At 50.2% G+C, this 18,503-nt stretch carries 21 protein-coding genes and 1 pseudogene; 9 read left to right on the plus strand and 13 right to left on the minus strand.

Features of this window, described 5'->3' with window-relative positions; genetic code table 11:
• Positions 1-191: pseudogene (locus HMPREF3277_RS03335) on the plus strand (hypothetical protein); the annotation flags it as partial.
• 82 nt (positions 192-273) lie between these two features.
• Complete coding sequence (locus HMPREF3277_RS14855) at positions 274-474, plus strand: hypothetical protein (RefSeq protein WP_168168245.1); 201 nt, start codon at positions 274-276, stop codon at positions 472-474.
• A 223-nt stretch (positions 475-697) separates the two neighbouring features.
• Here the strand turns inward: HMPREF3277_RS14855 and HMPREF3277_RS03340 are convergent, their stop codons facing one another.
• The 10 genes from HMPREF3277_RS03340 to rsmI all read right to left on the minus strand — a co-directional run bounded on the left by HMPREF3277_RS03340 (position 698) and on the right by rsmI (position 8,899).
• Positions 698-1,123 (minus strand): F0F1 ATP synthase subunit epsilon, encoded by a 426-nt coding sequence (locus HMPREF3277_RS03340; protein ID WP_003741652.1) that lies wholly within the window; start codon positions 1,121-1,123, stop codon positions 698-700.
• 10 nt (positions 1,124-1,133) lie between these two features.
• Complete coding sequence (gene atpD, locus HMPREF3277_RS03345) at positions 1,134-2,531, minus strand: F0F1 ATP synthase subunit beta (protein ID WP_003760432.1); 1,398 nt, start codon at positions 2,529-2,531, stop codon at positions 1,134-1,136.
• A gap of 38 nt (positions 2,532-2,569) precedes the next feature.
• Positions 2,570-3,445, minus strand: a complete 876-nt coding sequence (gene atpG / locus HMPREF3277_RS03350) for a F0F1 ATP synthase subunit gamma (protein ID WP_003780079.1) — start codon at positions 3,443-3,445, stop codon at positions 2,570-2,572.
• A 24-nt stretch (positions 3,446-3,469) separates the two neighbouring features.
• Positions 3,470-5,017, minus strand: coding sequence for a F0F1 ATP synthase subunit alpha (atpA, locus tag HMPREF3277_RS03355; RefSeq protein WP_039409556.1), 1,548 nt, complete (start codon positions 5,015-5,017; stop codon positions 3,470-3,472).
• Between the two features lie 10 nt (positions 5,018-5,027).
• A complete protein-coding gene (locus HMPREF3277_RS03360; protein WP_003768893.1) occupies positions 5,028-5,561 on the minus strand; it encodes a F0F1 ATP synthase subunit delta in 534 nt (177 codons plus the stop codon).
• A gap of 4 nt (positions 5,562-5,565) precedes the next feature.
• The gene (locus HMPREF3277_RS03365) at positions 5,566-6,036 is read right to left on the minus strand and encodes a F0F1 ATP synthase subunit B (protein WP_003760441.1); all 471 of its coding nucleotides are present in this window, start codon (positions 6,034-6,036) and stop codon (positions 5,566-5,568) included.
• 71 nt (positions 6,037-6,107) lie between these two features.
• Positions 6,108-6,341: a F0F1 ATP synthase subunit C gene (atpE, locus tag HMPREF3277_RS03370; RefSeq protein WP_003760443.1), complete on the minus strand. Its 234-nt coding sequence runs from the start codon at positions 6,339-6,341 to the stop codon at positions 6,108-6,110.
• A 51-nt stretch (positions 6,342-6,392) separates the two neighbouring features.
• Positions 6,393-7,259: a F0F1 ATP synthase subunit A gene (gene atpB, locus HMPREF3277_RS03375; RefSeq protein WP_003768887.1), complete on the minus strand. Its 867-nt coding sequence runs from the start codon at positions 7,257-7,259 to the stop codon at positions 6,393-6,395.
• Positions 7,249-7,602, minus strand: coding sequence for an ATP synthase subunit I (locus HMPREF3277_RS03380; protein WP_003768900.1), 354 nt, complete (start codon positions 7,600-7,602; stop codon positions 7,249-7,251). The genes atpB and HMPREF3277_RS03380 overlap by 11 nt, the downstream gene beginning before the upstream one ends.
• 409 nt (positions 7,603-8,011) lie before the next feature.
• Positions 8,012-8,899: a 16S rRNA (cytidine(1402)-2'-O)-methyltransferase gene (gene rsmI / locus HMPREF3277_RS03385; RefSeq protein WP_070870043.1), complete on the minus strand. Its 888-nt coding sequence runs from the start codon at positions 8,897-8,899 to the stop codon at positions 8,012-8,014.
• A 55-nt stretch (positions 8,900-8,954) separates the two neighbouring features.
• Between rsmI and HMPREF3277_RS03390 the strand changes: the two genes are divergently transcribed.
• The 7 genes from HMPREF3277_RS03390 to HMPREF3277_RS03420 all read left to right on the plus strand — a co-directional run bounded on the left by HMPREF3277_RS03390 (position 8,955) and on the right by HMPREF3277_RS03420 (position 16,061).
• Positions 8,955-9,302 carry a YraN family protein gene (locus HMPREF3277_RS03390; RefSeq protein WP_003760451.1) on the plus strand — a complete coding sequence of 116 codons (348 nt, stop codon included), beginning with the start codon at positions 8,955-8,957 and terminating at the stop codon, positions 9,300-9,302.
• Positions 9,303-9,306: 4 nt separating this feature from the next.
• Positions 9,307-9,900, plus strand: coding sequence for a phosphoheptose isomerase (locus HMPREF3277_RS03395; protein ID WP_045072772.1), 594 nt, complete (start codon positions 9,307-9,309; stop codon positions 9,898-9,900).
• Positions 9,901-9,973: 73 nt separating this feature from the next.
• The gene (locus HMPREF3277_RS03400; protein WP_070870044.1) at positions 9,974-10,585 is read left to right on the plus strand and encodes a BON domain-containing protein; all 612 of its coding nucleotides are present in this window, start codon (positions 9,974-9,976) and stop codon (positions 10,583-10,585) included.
• A 100-nt stretch (positions 10,586-10,685) separates the two neighbouring features.
• Positions 10,686-11,291, plus strand: coding sequence for a ribonuclease E (locus tag HMPREF3277_RS03405; RefSeq protein ID WP_070870045.1), 606 nt, complete (start codon positions 10,686-10,688; stop codon positions 11,289-11,291).
• Positions 11,292-11,468: 177 nt separating this feature from the next.
• Positions 11,469-12,248, plus strand: coding sequence for a type I methionyl aminopeptidase (gene map / locus HMPREF3277_RS03410; RefSeq protein ID WP_003780066.1), 780 nt, complete (start codon positions 11,469-11,471; stop codon positions 12,246-12,248).
• Between the two features lie 546 nt (positions 12,249-12,794).
• Entirely contained in the window at positions 12,795-13,088 is a 294-nt protein-coding gene (locus HMPREF3277_RS03415; RefSeq protein ID WP_003744960.1) for a helix-turn-helix domain-containing protein, read from the plus strand.
• A gap of 135 nt (positions 13,089-13,223) precedes the next feature.
• Positions 13,224-16,061, plus strand: a complete 2,838-nt coding sequence (locus HMPREF3277_RS03420; protein ID WP_070870046.1) for a valine--tRNA ligase — start codon at positions 13,224-13,226, stop codon at positions 16,059-16,061.
• An 82-nt stretch (positions 16,062-16,143) separates the two neighbouring features.
• Here the strand turns inward: HMPREF3277_RS03420 and HMPREF3277_RS03425 are convergent, their stop codons facing one another.
• The 3 genes from HMPREF3277_RS03425 to HMPREF3277_RS03435 all read right to left on the minus strand — a co-directional run bounded on the left by HMPREF3277_RS03425 (position 16,144) and on the right by HMPREF3277_RS03435 (position 18,491).
• The gene (locus HMPREF3277_RS03425; protein ID WP_070870047.1) at positions 16,144-16,782 is read right to left on the minus strand and encodes a YcxB family protein; all 639 of its coding nucleotides are present in this window, start codon (positions 16,780-16,782) and stop codon (positions 16,144-16,146) included.
• Positions 16,783-16,951: 169 nt separating this feature from the next.
• Positions 16,952-17,707 carry a HesA/MoeB/ThiF family protein gene (locus HMPREF3277_RS03430; RefSeq protein ID WP_070870048.1) on the minus strand — a complete coding sequence of 252 codons (756 nt, stop codon included), beginning with the start codon at positions 17,705-17,707 and terminating at the stop codon, positions 16,952-16,954.
• Between the two features lie 307 nt (positions 17,708-18,014).
• Positions 18,015-18,491: a cyclic pyranopterin monophosphate synthase MoaC gene (locus HMPREF3277_RS03435; RefSeq protein ID WP_003760475.1), complete on the minus strand. Its 477-nt coding sequence runs from the start codon at positions 18,489-18,491 to the stop codon at positions 18,015-18,017.
• Between the last annotated feature and the right edge of the window lie 12 nt (positions 18,492-18,503).

Consider the following 18,503-nt stretch of genomic DNA (forward strand, 5'->3'; position numbering starts at 1 on the left):
TGTCGGGTGAGGAAAAATTGGTGAAATGGGGCGGTAACAAATATATGTTCTTTTGGGAACGCGACGGTGGCGACCCGCGCATCATGATGCAGTTTGGTGCTGAGAAAAAAGACGGAACGAAGCGCAGCGAAGCCGAAGTCCTTGCGATTTGGGATACGGTTTTGCCGACTTTGAAGCCTGTGAAGCAATAGCGATGAAAAGGTCGTCTGAAAACGCAGCTTCCATGGTATTAAACCTTGAACATAGCTTTCAGACGACCTCCAACCATAATCATTGCCATTCGGACTGGAAAATATCCAACCCGCCCTTCCCTCGCAAACGGTATCAAAACTATTCCACAAACCGCATGATGCCAAGCAGCCGGCAAACGAAAGGTCGTCTGAAAACCTGAAACAAGATTTTTCAGACGACCTTTTGATTTGGACTTGTTATAGTGGATTAACTTTAAACCAGTACGGCGTTACCTCTCCTTAGCTCAAAGAGAACGATTCTCTAAGGTGCTGAAGCACCAAGTGAATCGGTTCCGTACTATCTGTACTGTCTACGGCTTCGTCGCCTTGTCCTGATTTATGTTAATTCCACTATAATAATGTTCTTCCCTATTTGAACTTACTCCAGCAAATTTTTCATATTTTCCAGTCAATCCAAAAAATAAAAAGCACGGTAATCAACCGTGCTTTTTGTAAAGCAAATCTGCTTATTTGTTTTTGTGCGAACGAAGATAATCCAAGGTTTTGAGCTGGGCAATCGCTGCGGCCAAGGCTTTGTGTGCTTCAGCCAACGATTTATCGTCTTTGGCTTGAGAAATGCCGGTTTCCGCCGCCTTCTTGGCAGCTTCCGCGCGCTCCCGATCCATCTCGGAACTGCGTACGGCAACATCCGCCAACACAGTAAGTTGGTTGGGCTGCACTTCCAGCACTCCGCCGGAAACGGCAACAAGCACTTCTTCGGCTTCGCCCGGCACGGTCAAACGCAATGCACCGGGACGTACCAAACTCATAATCGGCTCGTGTCGCGGATAAATACCGAGCTCACCTTGAACAGTCGGAACCACTACAAAACTGGCTTCGCCTGAATAGATGTTCTGCTCGCTACTTACCACTTCAACTCGCATGATGCTCATGCCGACCTCCTTAGTTTAAGGTTTTCGCTTTCTCGACCGCTTCTTCGATACCGCCTACCATGTAGAAAGCTTGTTCAGGCAGATGGTCGTATTCACCGTTCAAGATAGCTTTAAAGCCGGCAATGGTGTCACGCAGCGATACATATTTGCCGGGAGAGCCGGTAAATACTTCGGCAACGTGGAACGGTTGCGACAGGAAGCGTTGGATCTTACGCGCACGCATCACGGTCAGTTTATCTTCGTCTGACAATTCGTCCATACCCAGAATGGCAATAATATCGCGCAATTCTTTGTATTTTTGCAGGGTAGATTGTACGCCGCGGGCTACGTCATAGTGCTCTTGACCCAATACCATCGGATCCAGTTGACGTGAAGTGGAATCGAGCGGGTCAACTGCGGGGTAAATACCCAAGGAAGCGATATCACGGCTCAATACGACAGTAGCGTCCAAGTGGGCAAATGTCGTTGCAGGAGACGGGTCAGTCAAGTCATCTGCAGGTACATATACGGCTTGAATGGAAGTAATGGAGCCTGTTTGGGTAGAGGTAATACGCTCTTGCAAACGACCCATTTCTTCAGCCAATGTCGGTTGGTAACCTACTGCTGAAGGCATACGACCCAACAATGCGGATACTTCGGTACCGGCCAGGGTGTAACGGTAAATATTGTCCACGAAGAACAATACGTCACGGCCTTTGCCGCTTTCGTCTTTTTCATCACGGAAGTATTCGGCCATCGTCAAACCGGTCAAGGCTACACGCAGACGGTTACCCGGGGGTTCGTTCATCTGACCGTAAACCATCGCTACTTTGTCCAATACGTTGGAATCTTTCATCTCGTGGTAGAAGTCATTACCTTCGCGGGTACGCTCACCCACACCTGCGAACACGGACAAACCACTATGTGCTTTGGCGATGTTGTTAATCAATTCCATCATGTTGACGGTTTTGCCCACACCGGCACCACCGAACAGACCTACTTTACCACCTTTGGCAAACGGACACAGCAAGTCAATTACTTTAATGCCGGTTTCCAACAGCTCAGTAGTCGCAGACAGTTCATCAAATTTCGGAGCTGTCTGATGGATGGCACGGTGTTTGTCGGTATCAATCGGACCTGCTTCGTCAACAGGCGTACCCAATACATCGACAATACGTCCCAAAGTGCCTTTACCTACCGGCACTGTAATCGGCGCACCTGTATTGCTTACAGTCATGCCGCGTTTCAAACCATCCGAACTACCCATTGCAATAGTACGGACTACGCCGTCACCCAGAAGCTGTTGCACTTCCAAAGTCAGGCCGTTTGCATCCAATTTCAGGGCGTCGTAAACACGCGGAATGGCATCACGCGGGAACTCCACGTCAACTACCGCACCAATAATTTGTACGATTTTGCCTTGGCTCATTATCGTATCCTAATTTCCTGTTCAGGTTTCAGACGACATTAAACTGCCGCCGCACCTGCTACAATTTCTGACAATTCCGTGGTAATCGCAGCTTGACGCGATTTGTTATATACCAAACGCAACTCTTTAATGGCATTGCCTGCATTGTCGGTGGCCGCTTTCATTGCCACCATACGCGCAGCTTGCTCAGATGCCATATTGTCACTCAATGCTTGGTAAACCACAGACTCTAAATAGCGGCGAACCAGATATTCCAACACAGCGACAGGACTTGGCTCATAACGGTATTCCCAACTGAATGAAGAATAACTCTCCTCGTCTTCTATCACATTTTCGCCGATAGGCAGCAGAACCTCCAATCGTGGTTCTTGACGCATGGTATTCACAAAACATGAATACACCAGATGTATTTTATCTAACTCATGCTTCTCGTAACGTTGGAAGATTTCAGTCAATGGACCAAGCAGCAATTCCATTCTTGGGGTATCACCCAAATTAATCGCACTGGCAATAACGTTCAAACCGATGTTTTGACAAGCTGCCAAACCTTTACTACCTAAACAGACGACATCAACTTCAATGCCTTGTTCTTGGTATTCTTGGACTTGCGCTAAGAATTTCTTCAAAACATTCGCGTTCAAACCACCGCAAAGACCTTTATCAGAGGTGATTAAAATGAAACCTACCCGACGTGTTTCACGATGAGGTGCCAATAATTTAATACCGTGATCTTCATGGGTTCGCGCCAAATGACTCATAACTGTCCGCACTTTTTCGGCATACGGACGCGCCAAGCGCATCCGTTCCTGAGTCTTCCGCATTTTAGAGGTTGAAACCATCTGCATCGCTTTAGTGATCTTTTGGGTATTTTGAACACTACGGATTTTGGTGAGAATCTCTTTTCCGACTGCCATTTCAGACTCCTTTCATTTCAGCTCTTAGGCTTGGTAAGCATAAGAAGATTTGAAAGAATTCATGGCTTCGGTCAATGTTTTTTCACTTTCATCGGACATCGCACCTGATGCGTTGATTGCTTCTAAAACACCAGGATGCTGAGTGCGTACAAAGCTCAAAAACTCCGCTTCGAAAGCCAATGCCTTGGATACCGGTACATCTTCGTAAGAACCATTATTAATGGCCCACAAGGTCAAAGCCATTTCGGCTGTATCCAAAGTACTGAATTGTTTTTGCTTCATCAATTCAGTAACCACTTCACCGTGTTGCAGCTGTTTGCGTGTAGCTTCATCCAAATCGGAAGCAAATTGCGAGAAGGCTGCCAACTCACGATATTGGGCAAGTGCCAAACGGATACCGCCACCCAGTTTTTTAATTACTTTGGTTTGCGCAGCACCACCTACGCGCGATACAGAAATACCGGCATTAATCGCAGGACGGATACCGGCGTTAAACAAGTCGGTTTCCAAGAAAATCTGACCGTCGGTAATCGAAATTACGTTTGTCGGTACGAATGCAGAGACGTCGCCGGCTTGCGTTTCAATAATCGGCAATGCAGTCAGAGAGCCTGTTTTGCCCTTCACTTCGCCATTAGTCAGTTTTTCAACTTCGTGCTCATTTACACGGGCAGCACGCTCCAACAAGCGGGAGTGCAGATAGAAAACGTCGCCAGGATATGCTTCACGACCGGGAGGACGGCGCAGCAACAGGGAAATTTGACGGTAAGCAACAGCTTGTTTGGACAAGTCATCATATACAATCAATGCGTCTTCACCGCGGTCGCGGAAAAACTCGCCCATCGTACAACCTGCATAAGGTGCAATATATTGCAGAGCCGCAGCTTCAGATGCAGTCGCAGCAACCACAATAGTGTGTTCCATTGCGCCATGCTCTTCCAATTTGCGTACTACGTTGGCAATAGAAGATGCTTTTTGACCGATTGCAACATAAATACAGATAACGCCTGTACCTTTTTGGTTGACAATAGCATCCAATGCTACGGCTGTTTTACCTGTTTGACGGTCACCAATGATCAGCTCACGTTGACCGCGACCAATCGGAACCATTGAGTCAATGGCCTTCAGACCGGTTTGCATAGGCTGGTCAACTGATTTACGGGCAATTACACCCGGTGCAATTTTTTCGATTGGCGCTGTGGAAGATGTGTTGATCGGGCCTTTGCCATCAATCGGGCGACCCAGCGCATCTACAACGCGACCAACCAACTCACGGCCGACAGGTACTTCCAAAATACGGCCGGTACAAGTAACTGTGTCGCCTTCTTTAATATGTTCGTATTCACCCAACACTACGGCGCCGACGGAGTCGCGCTCCAAGTTCATCGCCAAACCGAAAGTGTTACCCGGGAATTCGAGCATCTCACCTTGCATTGCGTCTGACAAGCCATGAATACGAACAATACCGTCTGTTACAGAAATAACCGTACCACGGGTACGTACTTCTGTATTTCCAGACAGATTTTCAATTTTAGCTTTAATCAAATCGCTAATTTCAGCAGGATTAAGCTGCATGAAAACTCTCCTAATTTGTCATAGTCGCATACAGGGCATTCAATTTACCCTGCACCGACAAATCCAAGACCTGGTCACCCACTTCAACTTTGACACCGCCAATTAATTCAGGCGCGACTTCAGTTGTAATCTGCAACTTACTGTCAAAGCGTTTTTTCAATATTTCAGCCAACTCAGCCAATTGATCTTCAGTCAATGGATAAGCACTGTAAATCACAGCGGACTTAGTATGATTGAATGACAAGGTTAAAGCTTGATATTGAGCATAGACTTCAGGCAATACAGGCAAACGTTTTTGCTCTACCAGAACAGTAATGAAATTCTTCAATTCATCACTTTTTAATTCAACGAGTTCGGCAAGTACATTTACCTTTTCAGAAGTATTGATTTCAGGTTGCTCAAGAAAAGAAATTACTTTCTGATTTTGAACAACCGCGGCTAATTCTTCCAGTCCGCCCAACCAAGACTCAATTTGGTTTTTTTCCTGCGCCAGATTAAACAATGCTTTCGCATAAGGTCTGGCAATCGTTGCGAACTCAGCCATAAGATTACAGCTCCTGTTTTAAAGCACTGAGCAGCTGCGCATGTTTTGAAGTATCTACTTCACTGCGCAAAATAGACTCTGCACCTTTAACCGCCAATGCAGCAACCTGTTCACGCAAAACTTCGCGTGCACGATTCATTTCTTGCTGGGCATCAGCTTTAGCTTGTGCTGTAATCCGCACTGCCTCGACAGTAGCTTGCTCTTTCGCTTCTTCTACGATTTTGGCGGCACGTTTTTCGGCGTTTGCTACCATTTCGGAAACTTGGTTACGCCCTTCAGCCAAGAGTTCTGCAACTTTCTTCTCTGCCTGTTCAAAATCGCTCTTACCGCGCTCGGCAGCAGCCAAGCCTTCGGCAATTTTTGCGGCACGCTCATCCAATGCTTTTGCGATTGGCGGCCACACGAATTTCATGGTAAACCAAACCAAACCGAAAAAGACGATGATTTGAGCGAATAAGGTTGCATTAATATTCACGTTAGTTAACCTTCGTACTAGTGTTAATCAAACAGACCGAAGTCTGTACCTAGACGGATCACGCCGTTTGATTATGCACCAAATGGTTTAACGAAGGCGAACAACAGTGCAATAGCCACACCAATCAGGAATGCGGCATCAATCAGACCAGCAATCAGGAACAATTTAGTTTGCAGCGGACCAATCAATTCAGGTTGACGAGCAGAAGACTCCAGATATTTGGAACCGACCATTGCGATACCGATAGAGGCACCCAATGCACCCAATGCTACGATCAAACCACATGCAATTGCTACCAAACCCATTTTTTACTCCTTGAGAAAACAAAGAAAGTTAATGAAAAACTACCTAATAAATTAATGTGCATCATGAGCTTGTCCGATATAGACAAACGCCAAGGCCATAAAGATAAATGCCTGCAGGGTAATCACCAAGATATGGAAAATCGCCCATGCCAATCCGGCAAGGATGTGGAAACCAAACAGAATCGGATCCAACACTTCAACGCTTCCAGATGTCGCCCAAGCGCCACCCAGCAAAGCAATCAGAAGGAACACCAGCTCGCCGGCATACATGTTACCGAACAACCGCATACCGTGAGAAACTGTTTTAGAGAGAAATTCGACCAGATTCAAAAGGAAGTTGGCGGGAGCAAGTTTGGCGCCGAACGGAGCGCTGAACAACTCATGAATCCAACCACGGATACCTTTGATTTTGATATTGTAATAAATACAAATCACCAAGACACCGATAGCCAACGCTAATGTGGTATTCAAATCTGCGGTCGGTACAATACGCAACAATGCATGATGGTTACCGGTAATGTTTTGCCATAGCCACGGGAACAAATCGACCGGCAGCATATCCATGGCATTCATCAGGAAAATCCATACAAACAGCGTCAAGCCTAACGGGGCAATGGCTTTTCGAGATTGCTCGTTGTGAATAATGCTTTTACACATATCATCCACAAACTCAAACAGAATCTCGACGGCAGCCTGAAAACGTCCGGGCACACCCGCCGTCGCCTTCCTGGCCCCACGCAAAAGTAGGAAACTTCCGATTACACCCAACAATACAGAGAAAAATATTGCATCAATATTAATAAAAGAAAAATCAGCAATATTATCCAAGCCTTGTCCTTTAGCGACATCGGAAAGGCTGGTCAAACTTTGCAAGTGGTGCGTGATGTAATCAGTAGCAGTAATTTTGTCACCTGCCATAATGCTTCACTCTCAACAATACTAAAAAAACCAAATGGCTGACACCGAGCAATCCGAACAAGAACGGAAAGAATATCAAAGACTGATGCCAAACTGCGAATACGGCAAGCATCATTACCAGCGACAGCACTACTTTTAAAACTTCCCCAATAATGAACGCTTTACCATGATACAAAGGGTTACACTTGGAAAGTTTTAAAAGTAAAACTGCGAAAGCGGAGGGAATAAGATAGGAAAACCCGCCTGCGACAGCAGACCAAAATCCTGCCAAACCTGAAAATGCGGCGCTAATCAGCGCAACCGCTGCCAAAACCAGAATTTGTAAGATGAGAATCTGCTTCATAAAAACGGGAAATCCCGACAGTAATGCGAGGCTAAATATAATCAAGAAGCCTATGAACGTCAAGCAATATGTTAATCTTTGTGAGTTCATATCCAACTTTGCCTTAACGTAAGGCAAAGAGTTCGCATTATATCACGCATTACATACAATTACAGACATTAGATTGCAGAATTTTCAATATTTTCATCTTGATTCTAAAAGCAGGTCATCTGAACGTTTCAGACGACCTTCGACATCAGGCTTTATAAGGGTTTCTGTTTTATTTCGTTTAAAATAAAACGATAAAAATCAGGCAAGTCTTTGGCGGATTTTCTTTTCGCAGAATATTCTGTGATTCAGGACATAACCCACATTAATACCATCATCATTCAACAACTGCCCATCCCTCTTTTTTCAGACGACCCCACCTTCAAACGTCGTCTGAAACCCGTTTCCACTCCAACGCCAAATCATACAAGGCTTTTTTGCCTTCGCCGGTAATTTTGGCGGCAAGTTCGGCGGCCTGCTTGGTGGGCAGCTCGGCGGCGAGGATTTTCATAACGTTTTGGGCGGCATCGGGCAAGGTATCGTGTTTTTCACGGGGCGCAGGATGGAGGATGAGCACCATTTCGCCGCGCGCCTGATTGCCGTCGTTTTTCAGGGTCGTCTGAATTTCAGTAACCGTGCCGCTGAGGAAGGTTTCAAAGGTTTTGGTGATTTCTCGGGCGAGGGTCAGGCTGCGTTCGGGGAAGAGGGCTGCCATGTCGGCAAGGGTGGCTTCGATGCGGTGCGGGGTTTCAAACATCACGACGGGGAAATCAGCCTGCGCCCATTTGGCAAGCAGCTTCTGCCGTTCGCCGGATTTCGGCGGCAAAAAACCGTTGAAGTAGAAATTGGGTTCGGTAACGCCTGCGACGCTCAATGCACCCATGACCGCGCTCGCGCCGACAACGGGGACGACCTTGAACCCTGCCTCGCGCACGCGGCGGGCGAGTTTCGCACCGGGATCGCAGACGGCGGGCGTACCTGCGTCGGAAACTTGTGCGACAGTGAGGTCGTCTGAAAGATGGTTGATGATTTTGTCCGCCATTTGCTGTTCGTTATGCTCGCGCACGCTGACGAGTTTGCCCTGTATGCCGTATGCGCTCAGAAGCTGTGCGGTAACGCGCGTATCTTCGGCGCAGATGATGTCGGCTTTTTGCAGGACGGCGAGCGCGCGCAGGGTGATGTCCGCCAAATTGCCGATGGGCGTGGCGACAACGTATAATGTCCGTTTTTCAATACTGTCGGCGGCTTTTTGAAGGTGTTTTTGAAACATGGCTTTATCAGGTCGTCTGAAAACAATATAACGATATTATACGGGGTAAACTTCCATGCGTCTGAACCACAAACAAGGGGTGGCGGGCGAAGATGCCGCGCTGGCGTTTCTTCTTTCGCAAGGCTGCAAACTCGTGGCGCGCAACTGGCACTGCGCTTACGGTGAAATCGATTTGATTGTCAAAAACGGTAACATGATTCTGTTTGTTGAAGTAAAATACCGCAAAAATCAGGGTTTCGGCGGTGCCGCATACAGTATTTCGCCGTCTAAGTTATTGAAACTGCAACGGTCTGCGGAGTATTATCTGCAACAAAACGGCATGACGGATAGCGCGTGCCGCATCGATGCGGTGCTGATAGAAGGAAACCGCCCGCCCGAATGGATAAAGAATATTACAGGTTGACGATATGACGACATTACAAGAGCGCGTTGCCGCCCATTTCGCCGAAAGCATCCATGCCAAACAGGAAGCCGAAAAAGTATTGGTCGAGCCGACTGCTCAAGCAGCGGAATTGATGCTGCAATGCCTGATGAACGACGGCAAAATTTTAGCCTGCGGCAACGGCGGTTCGGCTGCCGACGCGCAGCACTTCGCCGCCGAAATGACCGGACGCTTTGAAAAAGAGCGCATGGAACTTGCCGCCGTCGCGCTGACGACGGACACTTCCGCGCTGACCGCCATCGGCAACGACTACGGCTTTGACCATGTGTTCAGCAAACAAGTGCGCGCGCTCGGACGTGCCGGCGACGTTTTGGTCGGCATCTCCACCTCCGGCAACTCCGCCAACGTTATCGAAGCCATCAAAGCGGCACACGAACGCGATATGCACGTCATCGCCATGACCGGCCGCGACGGCGGCAAAATCGCCGCCATGCTCAAAGACACCGACGTGTTGCTCAACGTCCCCTACCCGCGCACCGCCCGCATTCAGGAAAACCATATCCTGCTGATACATGCCATGTGCGACTGCATCGACTCCATGTTGCTTGAAGGAATGTAAACCTTTTTTCAGACGACCTCTTTTAAAGGTCGTCTGAAACATATCCGCCGAACCCATCATCAAGGAAAAAAACATGAACATCAAACGTCATACCGCACCCGTTCTGACCGCCCTCCTCCTCAGCCTGACACTCAGCGGCTGTGTCGGCATACTCCTCGGCGGCGCGGCAGTCGGCACCAAATCCGCCGTCGACCGCCGCACCACAGGCGCGCAAACCGACGACAACGTAATGGCGGTACGCGTCGAAACCACCGCCCGCTCCTACCTGCGCCAAAACAACCAAGCGCAGGGTTACACCCCCAAACTCAACGTCGTCGGCTACAACCGCCACTTGCTGCTGCTCGGACAAGTCGCCACTGAAGGCGAAAAACAATTCGTCGAACAAATCGCCCGTGCCGAACAAGCCTCCGAAGGCGTGTACAACTACATCACCGTTGCTCCCCAAGGACGCACCTTCGGCGACGTAACCAACGACACATGGGGCACATCCAAAGTCCGCACCGCCCTTTTGGGCCTCAAACCCACCACGCAGGCGCGCGTCAAAATCGTGACCTACGGCAACGTGACCTATGTGATGGGTATCCTGACGCCTGAAGAACAAGAAAAAGTTACCCAACGCGTCAGCACCACCGTGGGCGTACAAAAAGTCGTTACCCTGTATCAAAACTACACCCAACAGCCATAGGATTGCCCCTTGACTGACAGGTCGTCTGAAACCTGATTTTGTTTCAGACGACCTATTACGATACAATCCGCCCGATTGATTTCATTTTTACCGATTTATCATGTCCAAAACCCCTAAATCCTCATTCCAACTCAAACCCAAACATTTAATCGGAGCCTTTTTCGGCGTCTGCATCATTGCTGTTGCCGCCTTGGTCATCGGCGTCATCAGCACCATCAAAAGCCACGACTCCCAAGAACGCGAAGCCATTAAAAACAAACCCGTTCCCAAAGACACCCCTGTCGAAGTCTGGCGCCCCATCGGCGCTCCCGAAGAGGACAGAACCAAGCCTGCCGCCAAAACCGAGCTTGACGACGACGAGAAAACCGATTCCCGCAATCCCGTCATCCCGCCCAAAAACAAATCAAACGGCAAAAACAGCAACACCGCCCCCACTGAGGACGAAGCCTTAGAAGACAAACCCGCCAATAACAAAGCAAACGCCAAACCTGCTGTAACCGAAGCACCCGATACCGAAGAAAAAACGCCGCGCAGCACACCCGCCGCAGCAGGCAACAGACGTACGCCGTCGGAACAGCCGGCCGAATCCAAACCCGCGGCGAAACCTGAACAACGCCAACCCGAAGCAGCCAAACCGGCACCTAAGCCGACGCCGAAACCTAAGGCCCCTTCCAAATCCAAAGAAGTCATCGACAATCTATTCTAGTGCGGACTGGCATTCGACTTTAATTTGAACTTCAGGCATCAGCCCCGAATCCAAAAAAGCTGAAACGTCCGCACGCCTCGTTGCAGTGTTCCAAAAGCAAGCTGCCGACTCATCCCTTTCCCTTTCAGACGACCTTTGTGCCGCAACAAGGTCGTCTGAAACCATCAAGGAAACAACATGAACGAAATCATCATCAAAACCCCCGAAGAAATCGAGAAAATGCGCGAACTGGGCAAACTCGTCGCCGAAGCCCTCGACTACATCGGACAATTCGTCAAACCCGGCGTAACCACCAACGAAATCGACAAACTCGTTTACGACTACCACGTCAACGTCCAAGGCGGCTATCCCGCCCCCCTGCACTACGGCAACCCGCCCTACCCCAAATCCTGCTGCACCTCCGTCAACCACGTCATCTGCCACGGCATTCCCGACGACAAGCCGCTCAAAGAAGGCGACATCATCAACATCGACCTGACCATCAAAAAAGACGGCTTCCACGGCGACTCAAGCCGTATGTTTACCGTCGGCAAAGTCTCTCCCATCGCCCAACGCCTGATTGACGTTACCCACGAATCCATGATGGCGGGCATCGCCGCCGTCAAACCCGGTGCGACCTTGGGCGACATCGGCTACGCCTGCCAACAAGTTGCCGAAAACGCAGGTTACTCCGTCGTACAAGAATTTTGTGGCCACGGCATCGGACGCGGTTTCCACGAAGCCCCGCAAGTTCTGCACTACGGCAGGAAAGGACAAGGCGTCGTCCTGAAGCCCGGCATGATTTTCACCATCGAGCCGATGATCAACCAAGGCAAACGCCACCTGCGCATCCTAAACGACGGCTGGACGGTCGTGACCAAAGACCGCTCCCTCTCCGCCCAATGGGAACATGAAGTTTTAGTGACAGAAACCGGCTACGAAATCCTGACCATCAGCCCTGCCACCGGCAAACCCTAATCTGTCAAACCATCCAGCTTTCAAAGCAAAAAGGTCGTCTGAAATATAAACAAGGTTGTTGGCGAAACCCGCAAACCTCGTTTTCAGACGACCTTTTTAAATTGCCCCTACCAAAACCATTCCCGACCACCCAATCCAGATCCAAACATCGGGCTGAGATATAGACAAATCTGCCCATCTCCACTGCACTTTCTCCATAATTTCATGCAAAACAATTATGTATAATAAATAATGTCAAACGCAACATTCCCGAAACGACTGTTTATTTGTGTAAAATATTACCGATACCCAATTACTATCCTATTGTTTTAAATGTTTTTTCTTCTATAAAATATTTAACTTGGAAATATTTAGCCAATTTATGAAGAATTCTACAAAACTTCTTTCGAATATACTGTCTAACAATTCAGTATAGATAGTTTTCTATGTCGCAATTAATGATTTCCCCTGTAAGGAACTTTGCTGCCGAAAACTAATTTGCACTTTCCCAATGTGAAGAAGCAGAATTGCTTATCAACAAACAATACAGAAGAAAAAGGAATTTTCATGAAGTCGTTTGAGAAAATTGACAACATCCGCGATATCCGCAAAAAACTCGGTTTGAACCAAATGGACTTTTGGAGCCGTATCGGCGTAACTCAGTCCGGTGGTTCACGTTACGAATCCGGCCGCAATATGCCCAAACCTGTACGCGAGCTGCTGCGCTTGGTACACATCGAACGCGTTGACTTGGCAAAAGTAAACCGCGACGATTTGGCGATTGCCTCCCTGCTGAAAAACCGCGACCCTGAGTTGTACGCTTCCTTGAAAAAAGAAGCCAAATCCGACAAAGGCAAATAAGCCCGTTTCGATTTGTTTCAAAAAGGTCGTCTGAAACGATATTCCGTTTCAGACGACCTTTTTGCGCTATAATCCGCAATTATTTTTTAAACAGACGTTTGCCCGCAAACCCTTTTACAGACAGCATTTTTTACCATGTTAGACAAATACAATCCCGCCGAAATCGAATCCAAACACTATCAAAACTGGGAAACCCAAGGTTATTTCCAGCCCGATATGGATTTGACCAAACCGTCTTTTTCCATCCAACTGCCGCCGCCCAACGTAACCGGTACGCTGCACATGGGCCATGCCTTCAACCAAACCATTATGGACGGTCTGACCCGCTACTACCGCATGAAAGGCTGCAACACCGCCTGGATTCCCGGCACCGACCATGCGGGCATCGCCACGCAAATCGTGGTCGAGCGTCAGCTTGCCGCGCAAAACGTATCCCGTCATGACTTGGGCCGTGAAAAATTCTTGGAAAAAGTGTGGGAATGGAAAGAAGTTTCCGGCGGCACAATTACGCAGCAGATGCGCCGCGTGGGCTGTTCCGCCGACTGGACGCGCGAGTATTTCACGATGGACGACGTGCGCGCCGAAACCGTGACCGAAGTATTCGTGCGCCTGTATGAGCAAGGCTTGATTTACCGCGGCAAACGCTTGGTGAACTGGGATCCCGTGCTCGGCACGGCGGTATCGGATTTGGAAGTGGAAAGCGTGGAAGAACAAGGCTCTATGTGGCACATCCGCTATCCGCTGGCGGACAATCCTGCCGAAGCCGTTATCGTGGCGACCACCCGCCCTGAAACGCTGCTGGGCGACGTTGCCGTTGCCGTCAATCCTGAAGACGAACGTTATACCCATTTGATCGGCAAAGAATTAATCCTGCCGCTGACCGGCCGCACCATTCCCGTGATTGCCGACGAATACGTTGAAAAAGACTTCGGCACAGGCTGCGTGAAAATCACGCCTGCGCACGACTTCAACGACTACGAAGTCGGCAAACGCCATGACACGCGCTTGGTTAACGTGTTCGATTTGGAAGCCAAAGTGCTGGCAAACGCCGAAGTGTTCAACTTCAAAGGCGAAGCGCAACAAGGTTTTGCCCTGCCTGAAAAATACGCAGGCTTAGACCGCTTTGCCGCGCGCAAACAAATGGTTGCCGATTTGCAGGAACAAGGCTTGTTGGTCGAAATCAAAGCACACACGCTGATGACGCCGAAAGGCGACCGCACCGGTTCAGTGATTGAGCCGATGCTGACCAGCCAATGGTTTGTCGCCATGTCCGCCACACCAAACGGCGGCGAGCCGGACAGCGAATTCAAAGGCCTGAGCCTCGCCGACAAAGCCAAAAAAGCCGTCGACAGCGGCGCGGTACGCTTTATCCCTGAAAACTGGGTCAATACCTACAACCAATGGATGAACAACATCCAAGACTGGTGTATCTCGCGCCAACTGTGGTGGGGGCATCAGATTCCCGCGTGGTACGACGAAGCAGGCAATGTTTACGTCGCCCGCAATCAGGCGGAAGCCGAAAAACAAGCCGGTAAAACAGGCTTGACCCGCGAAGAAGACGTATTGGACACATGGTTCTCCTCCGCGCTCGTGCCGTTCTCCACGCTCGGCTGGCCGTCTGAAACCGACGAACTCAAAGCCTTCCTGCCGTCCAACGTCTTGGTAACAGGCTACGAAATCATCTTCTTCTGGGTGGCGCGCATGATTATGATGACCACCCACTTCACCGGCAAAGTACCGTTTAAAGACGTGTACATCCACGGCATCGTGCGCGACCACGAAGGCAAAAAAATGTCCAAATCCGAAGGCAACGTCATCGACCCCGTGGATTTGATTGACGGCATCGACTTGGACAAGCTGCTGGTGAAACGCACGACCGGCCTGCGCAAACCCGAAACCGCGCCGAAAGTGGAAGAAGCCACGAAAAAACTCTTCCCCGAAGGCATCCCCAGCATGGGCGCGGACGCATTGCGCTTCACCATGGCGAGCTATGCCAGCTTGGGTCGTTCGGTCAACTTCGACTTCAAACGCGCCGAAGGCTACCGCAACTTCTGCAACAAAATCTGGAACGCCACCAACTTCGTCTTGATGAACACCGAAAATCAAGACTGCGGCTACGGCGCAACCGCCACCGAACCGCGCGGCTACTCCTTCCCCGATATGTGGATCATAGGTCGTCTGAATCAGACCATCGAGCAAGTAACGCAAGCCTACGAAACCTACCGCTTTGATTTGGCGGCGGAAACCCTGTACAGCTTCGTGTGGAACGACTATTGCGACTGGTATCTGGAACTCGCCAAAGTACAGCTCCAAACCGGCTGCGCCAGCCGTCAGCGCGCCACACGCCATACCTTATTGCGCGTACTCGAAGCCGCCCTGCGCCTGCTGCATCCGATTATCCCGTTCATCACCGAAGAACTGTGGCAAACCGTCGCCCCCATGTGCGACGCCAAAACCGCCGACAGCATCATGCTTGCCCGCTTCCCCGAAGCCGACCGCGAACAAATCGTTCAGACGACCTTCGAGCAAATGACCGTGTTGCAGGATTTGATTGGCGCCGTCCGCAACCTGCGCGGCGAAATGGGCATCCAGCCCAACGTGAAAGCCCCGCTGTTTGTCGAAAGCGCGGACGACCTGGCGGACTACCTCAAATACCTGCCGATGATGACCCGCCTGACCGAAGCACAGCAAGTCGCCGCCCTGCCCGAAAGCGAAGACGCACCTGTCGCCGTCTGCAACGGCGCACGCCTGATGCTGAAAGTCGAAATCGACAAAGCCGCCGAAACCGCCCGCTTGAGCAAAGAAGCCGAAAAGCTGCAAAAAGCCTTGGACAAACTCAATGCCAAACTTTCCAAACCCGGCTACACCGAAAAAGCCCCCGCGCATCTGGTGGAAAAAGACAAAGCCGATTTGGCGGAGTTGGAAGATAAGATGGCGAAAGTTCAAAATCAGTTGGCGAAGTTGAAAGACTAAATCAGCCCTGCATTTGAAGAACAAAGGCTACCTGAATACCAAAAATGGTCTTTCAGGTAGCCTTTGTTTCGTTTGGTTTTACCTACTCTGCTGCAGCCTTCAACTCCATCGCTCGGGTATAAAACGCGTGGACATCCATTCCCGCCTCTGCAAAGGCGGCAATCGGAATAAAATAGACGATGTTACGGTCGATATAAAACAACAGGAATGCTTGGTCTTCGATGATACGTTCCACGCCTGCCCAATGATGGAAATGCCTGCTGCGCCCTGCCTCCTCCTGAGTAAGGCCTTCGGCTGAAAGGATGACGGAGAAACGTCGCCCATCCAGAGGATGGCTGACTATGCGGGTAAAGCTGCGATATATCCAACGCTGCTCAAAATACGTTACCATGGTGGTGGCGTAGATGAGACCCGCCATTATCCATAGGGAGCTGCCGTCGTCCCCAGCTTTATACAGACAGTACTCCAAACTGTCAGTTTGCGAATCGGCAAACAGATAGCAGTTTTGAATATAGGTATTGTTGATGCCGTTAAGCAACCAACAAGCAAAGACGAATAGAATGCCCCACATCAGCAGGAAGGCAGCCGAACCAAACCAATATTTGCGCCGCCAATCAGGCTCTATATAACGCAAAAGCCGCTTTCCCGCATAGCGTCTGTCTTGATCAGTAGGAGAGAAGGATATTTGCAGGTGGTCAGTTTGCCGGGGTTCTGTGTACATAGCGCATCCCAAGATTGCTCGTGATTCAGGCAATCCCATTTTATGTGAAATAAGCCGTGTGGTGCAGTTTTATCGATGCAAAACCGACCTGTCCCACAGTTTGGAATTTCGTGAAAAGGTCGTCTGAAACGCCGTTTCCGTCTCTTTAATCGTTTTCAGGAGTTTCACACTATGCCTTGTACGGTTTGCCGCATACGCCGCAATCCGGATTTTTGTGGACGCGGAATGTCTGCCATTTAGCGGTGAGCGCATTGTAGGTCGTCAGTTTGCCGTGTGCCGGTTCGCCTGCGCCGGTGAGGATTTTAAGGGCTTCGGCGGCTTGGGTGGCGCCGATGATGCCAACCAGCGGAGAAAATACGCCAAACAGGGCGCAGGCACCGTCGTCGGCGGTGTCACCGTCAAACAGGCAGGCGTAGCAAGGACTGTCGGGCAAATCGGGACGGTACACGGCGATTTGCCCTTCAAAACGCACAGCAGCGCCGGAAACCAGCGGGGTACGGGTGGCGACAGCGGCGCGGTTGATGGCTTGGCGGGTGGGATAGTTGTCGGTGCAGTCGAGGACGATGTCGGCGGCGCGCATGAGTTCGGTCAGGCGGGCTTCGTCCAGCTTTTCAGTCAAGGCGGTAATGTCGCACGCGCTGTTGACGGCTTTCAGACGACCTGCCATCACTTGCGCTTTGGCTTGTCCGATGTCGGCTTCGGTGAAGGCGGTTTGGCGTTGTAGGTTGGTATCGTCTATGGTGTCATGGTCGGCGATGATGAGTTTGCCGACGCCTGATGCGGCAAGGTATGGGAGGGCTGCCGCACCCAGCCCGCCGCAGCCGACGACGAGGACGCGGGCGGCAAGGATTTTTTCCTGCCCTTCGATACCGATTTCGTCGAGAAGGATGTGGCGGCTGTAACGGAGCAGTTGGTGGTCGTTCATGATGGGTCGTCTGAATGTTGTATCGCGGATGGAGTCGGCAAAACGGGCAACGCCGTCCCGATGTTTGCCCCCTGTTGTATAGTGGATTCACTTTAAACCAGTACGGCGTTGCCTCGCCTTAGCTCAAAGAGAACGATTCTCTAAGGTGCTGAAGCACCAAGTGAATCGGTTCCGTACTATCTGTACTGTCTACGGCTTCGTCGCCTTGTCCTGATTTATGTTAATTCCACTATAATTATCCGTATGCCTCATGCCAAAGGTCGTCTGAAACCTCAAACCGGTTTTCAGACGACCTTTTTTTGTTCAATCAGAATTCGATGTTTTCGTAGGCATCGTCAAATACGAACGGGCCGCGTTCGCCGCCGCTTTCGGATTCGAGGTGGATGCGGGTCATCATCATGGACTGGTCGACTTCTTTCATCATGTCGTAAATGGATATGAGGGCGATGTTGACACCGGTGACGGCTTCGGTCGTGATGCTTTTGCCGACTTCCGAGGAAACGGTTACGGTGGCTTTGACGTAGGCGAGTTCGACATCGACATCGAAATCGACGCGGACGTGTTGCAGCGGGAGGGGCTGGTAAAGCGGGACAAGCAGTCCGACCTGCTTGATGCCTTGGACGGCGGCGATACGGGCGACGTTGAGGATGCCTGCATTTTGGGTGGCGTTTTCCGCCAAAACTTTGATGGCGGAGGTACTCATGTTGATGGAGCCGCTTGCCACGGCGGTGCGGACGGTGGGTTGGCGTTTGTCGTTTTCGCGTACGGAATTGAAGTTGAACATACTGTGCCTGCG

The organism is Neisseria sp. HMSC70E02 (genome assembly GCF_001838645.1).
Taxonomy (GTDB): domain Bacteria; phylum Pseudomonadota; class Gammaproteobacteria; order Burkholderiales; family Neisseriaceae; genus Neisseria; species Neisseria macacae.

What these genes read in the sequence shown, in the direction of transcription:
- HMPREF3277_RS03395 (WP_045072772.1), top strand. Translation starts at nt 9,307, where the DNA reads ATGACGACATTACAAGAGCGCGTTGCCGCCCATTTCGCCGAAAGCATC.
- map (WP_003780066.1), top strand. Translation starts at nt 11,469, where the DNA reads ATGAACGAAATCATCATCAAAACCCCCGAAGAAATCGAGAAAATGCGC.
- atpD (WP_003760432.1), bottom strand. Translation starts at nt 2,531, where the DNA reads ATGAGCCAAGGCAAAATCGTACAAATTATTGGTGCGGTAGTTGACGTG.
- HMPREF3277_RS03360 (WP_003768893.1), bottom strand. Translation starts at nt 5,561, where the DNA reads ATGGCTGAGTTCGCAACGATTGCCAGACCTTATGCGAAAGCATTGTTT.
- atpA (WP_039409556.1), bottom strand. Translation starts at nt 5,017, where the DNA reads ATGCAGCTTAATCCTGCTGAAATTAGCGATTTGATTAAAGCTAAAATT.
- HMPREF3277_RS03390 (WP_003760451.1), top strand. Translation starts at nt 8,955, where the DNA reads ATGCGTCTGAACCACAAACAAGGGGTGGCGGGCGAAGATGCCGCGCTG.
- HMPREF3277_RS03415 (WP_003744960.1), top strand. Translation starts at nt 12,795, where the DNA reads ATGAAGTCGTTTGAGAAAATTGACAACATCCGCGATATCCGCAAAAAA.
- HMPREF3277_RS03430 (WP_070870048.1), bottom strand. Translation starts at nt 17,707, where the DNA reads ATGAACGACCACCAACTGCTCCGTTACAGCCGCCACATCCTTCTCGAC.
- HMPREF3277_RS03435 (WP_003760475.1), bottom strand. Translation starts at nt 18,491, where the DNA reads ATGTTCAACTTCAATTCCGTACGCGAAAACGACAAACGCCAACCCACC.
- HMPREF3277_RS03380 (WP_003768900.1), bottom strand. Translation starts at nt 7,602, where the DNA reads ATGAAGCAGATTCTCATCTTACAAATTCTGGTTTTGGCAGCGGTTGCG.
- HMPREF3277_RS03405 (WP_070870045.1), top strand. Translation starts at nt 10,686, where the DNA reads ATGTCCAAAACCCCTAAATCCTCATTCCAACTCAAACCCAAACATTTA.
- HMPREF3277_RS03400 (WP_070870044.1), top strand. Translation starts at nt 9,974, where the DNA reads ATGAACATCAAACGTCATACCGCACCCGTTCTGACCGCCCTCCTCCTC.
- atpE (WP_003760443.1), bottom strand. Translation starts at nt 6,341, where the DNA reads ATGGGTTTGGTAGCAATTGCATGTGGTTTGATCGTAGCATTGGGTGCA.
- rsmI (WP_070870043.1), bottom strand. Translation starts at nt 8,899, where the DNA reads ATGTTTCAAAAACACCTTCAAAAAGCCGCCGACAGTATTGAAAAACGG.
- HMPREF3277_RS03425 (WP_070870047.1), bottom strand. Translation starts at nt 16,782, where the DNA reads ATGTACACAGAACCCCGGCAAACTGACCACCTGCAAATATCCTTCTCT.
- HMPREF3277_RS03340 (WP_003741652.1), bottom strand. Translation starts at nt 1,123, where the DNA reads ATGAGCATCATGCGAGTTGAAGTGGTAAGTAGCGAGCAGAACATCTAT.
- HMPREF3277_RS03420 (WP_070870046.1), top strand. Translation starts at nt 13,224, where the DNA reads ATGTTAGACAAATACAATCCCGCCGAAATCGAATCCAAACACTATCAA.
- atpB (WP_003768887.1), bottom strand. Translation starts at nt 7,259, where the DNA reads ATGGCAGGTGACAAAATTACTGCTACTGATTACATCACGCACCACTTG.
- atpG (WP_003780079.1), bottom strand. Translation starts at nt 3,445, where the DNA reads ATGGCAGTCGGAAAAGAGATTCTCACCAAAATCCGTAGTGTTCAAAAT.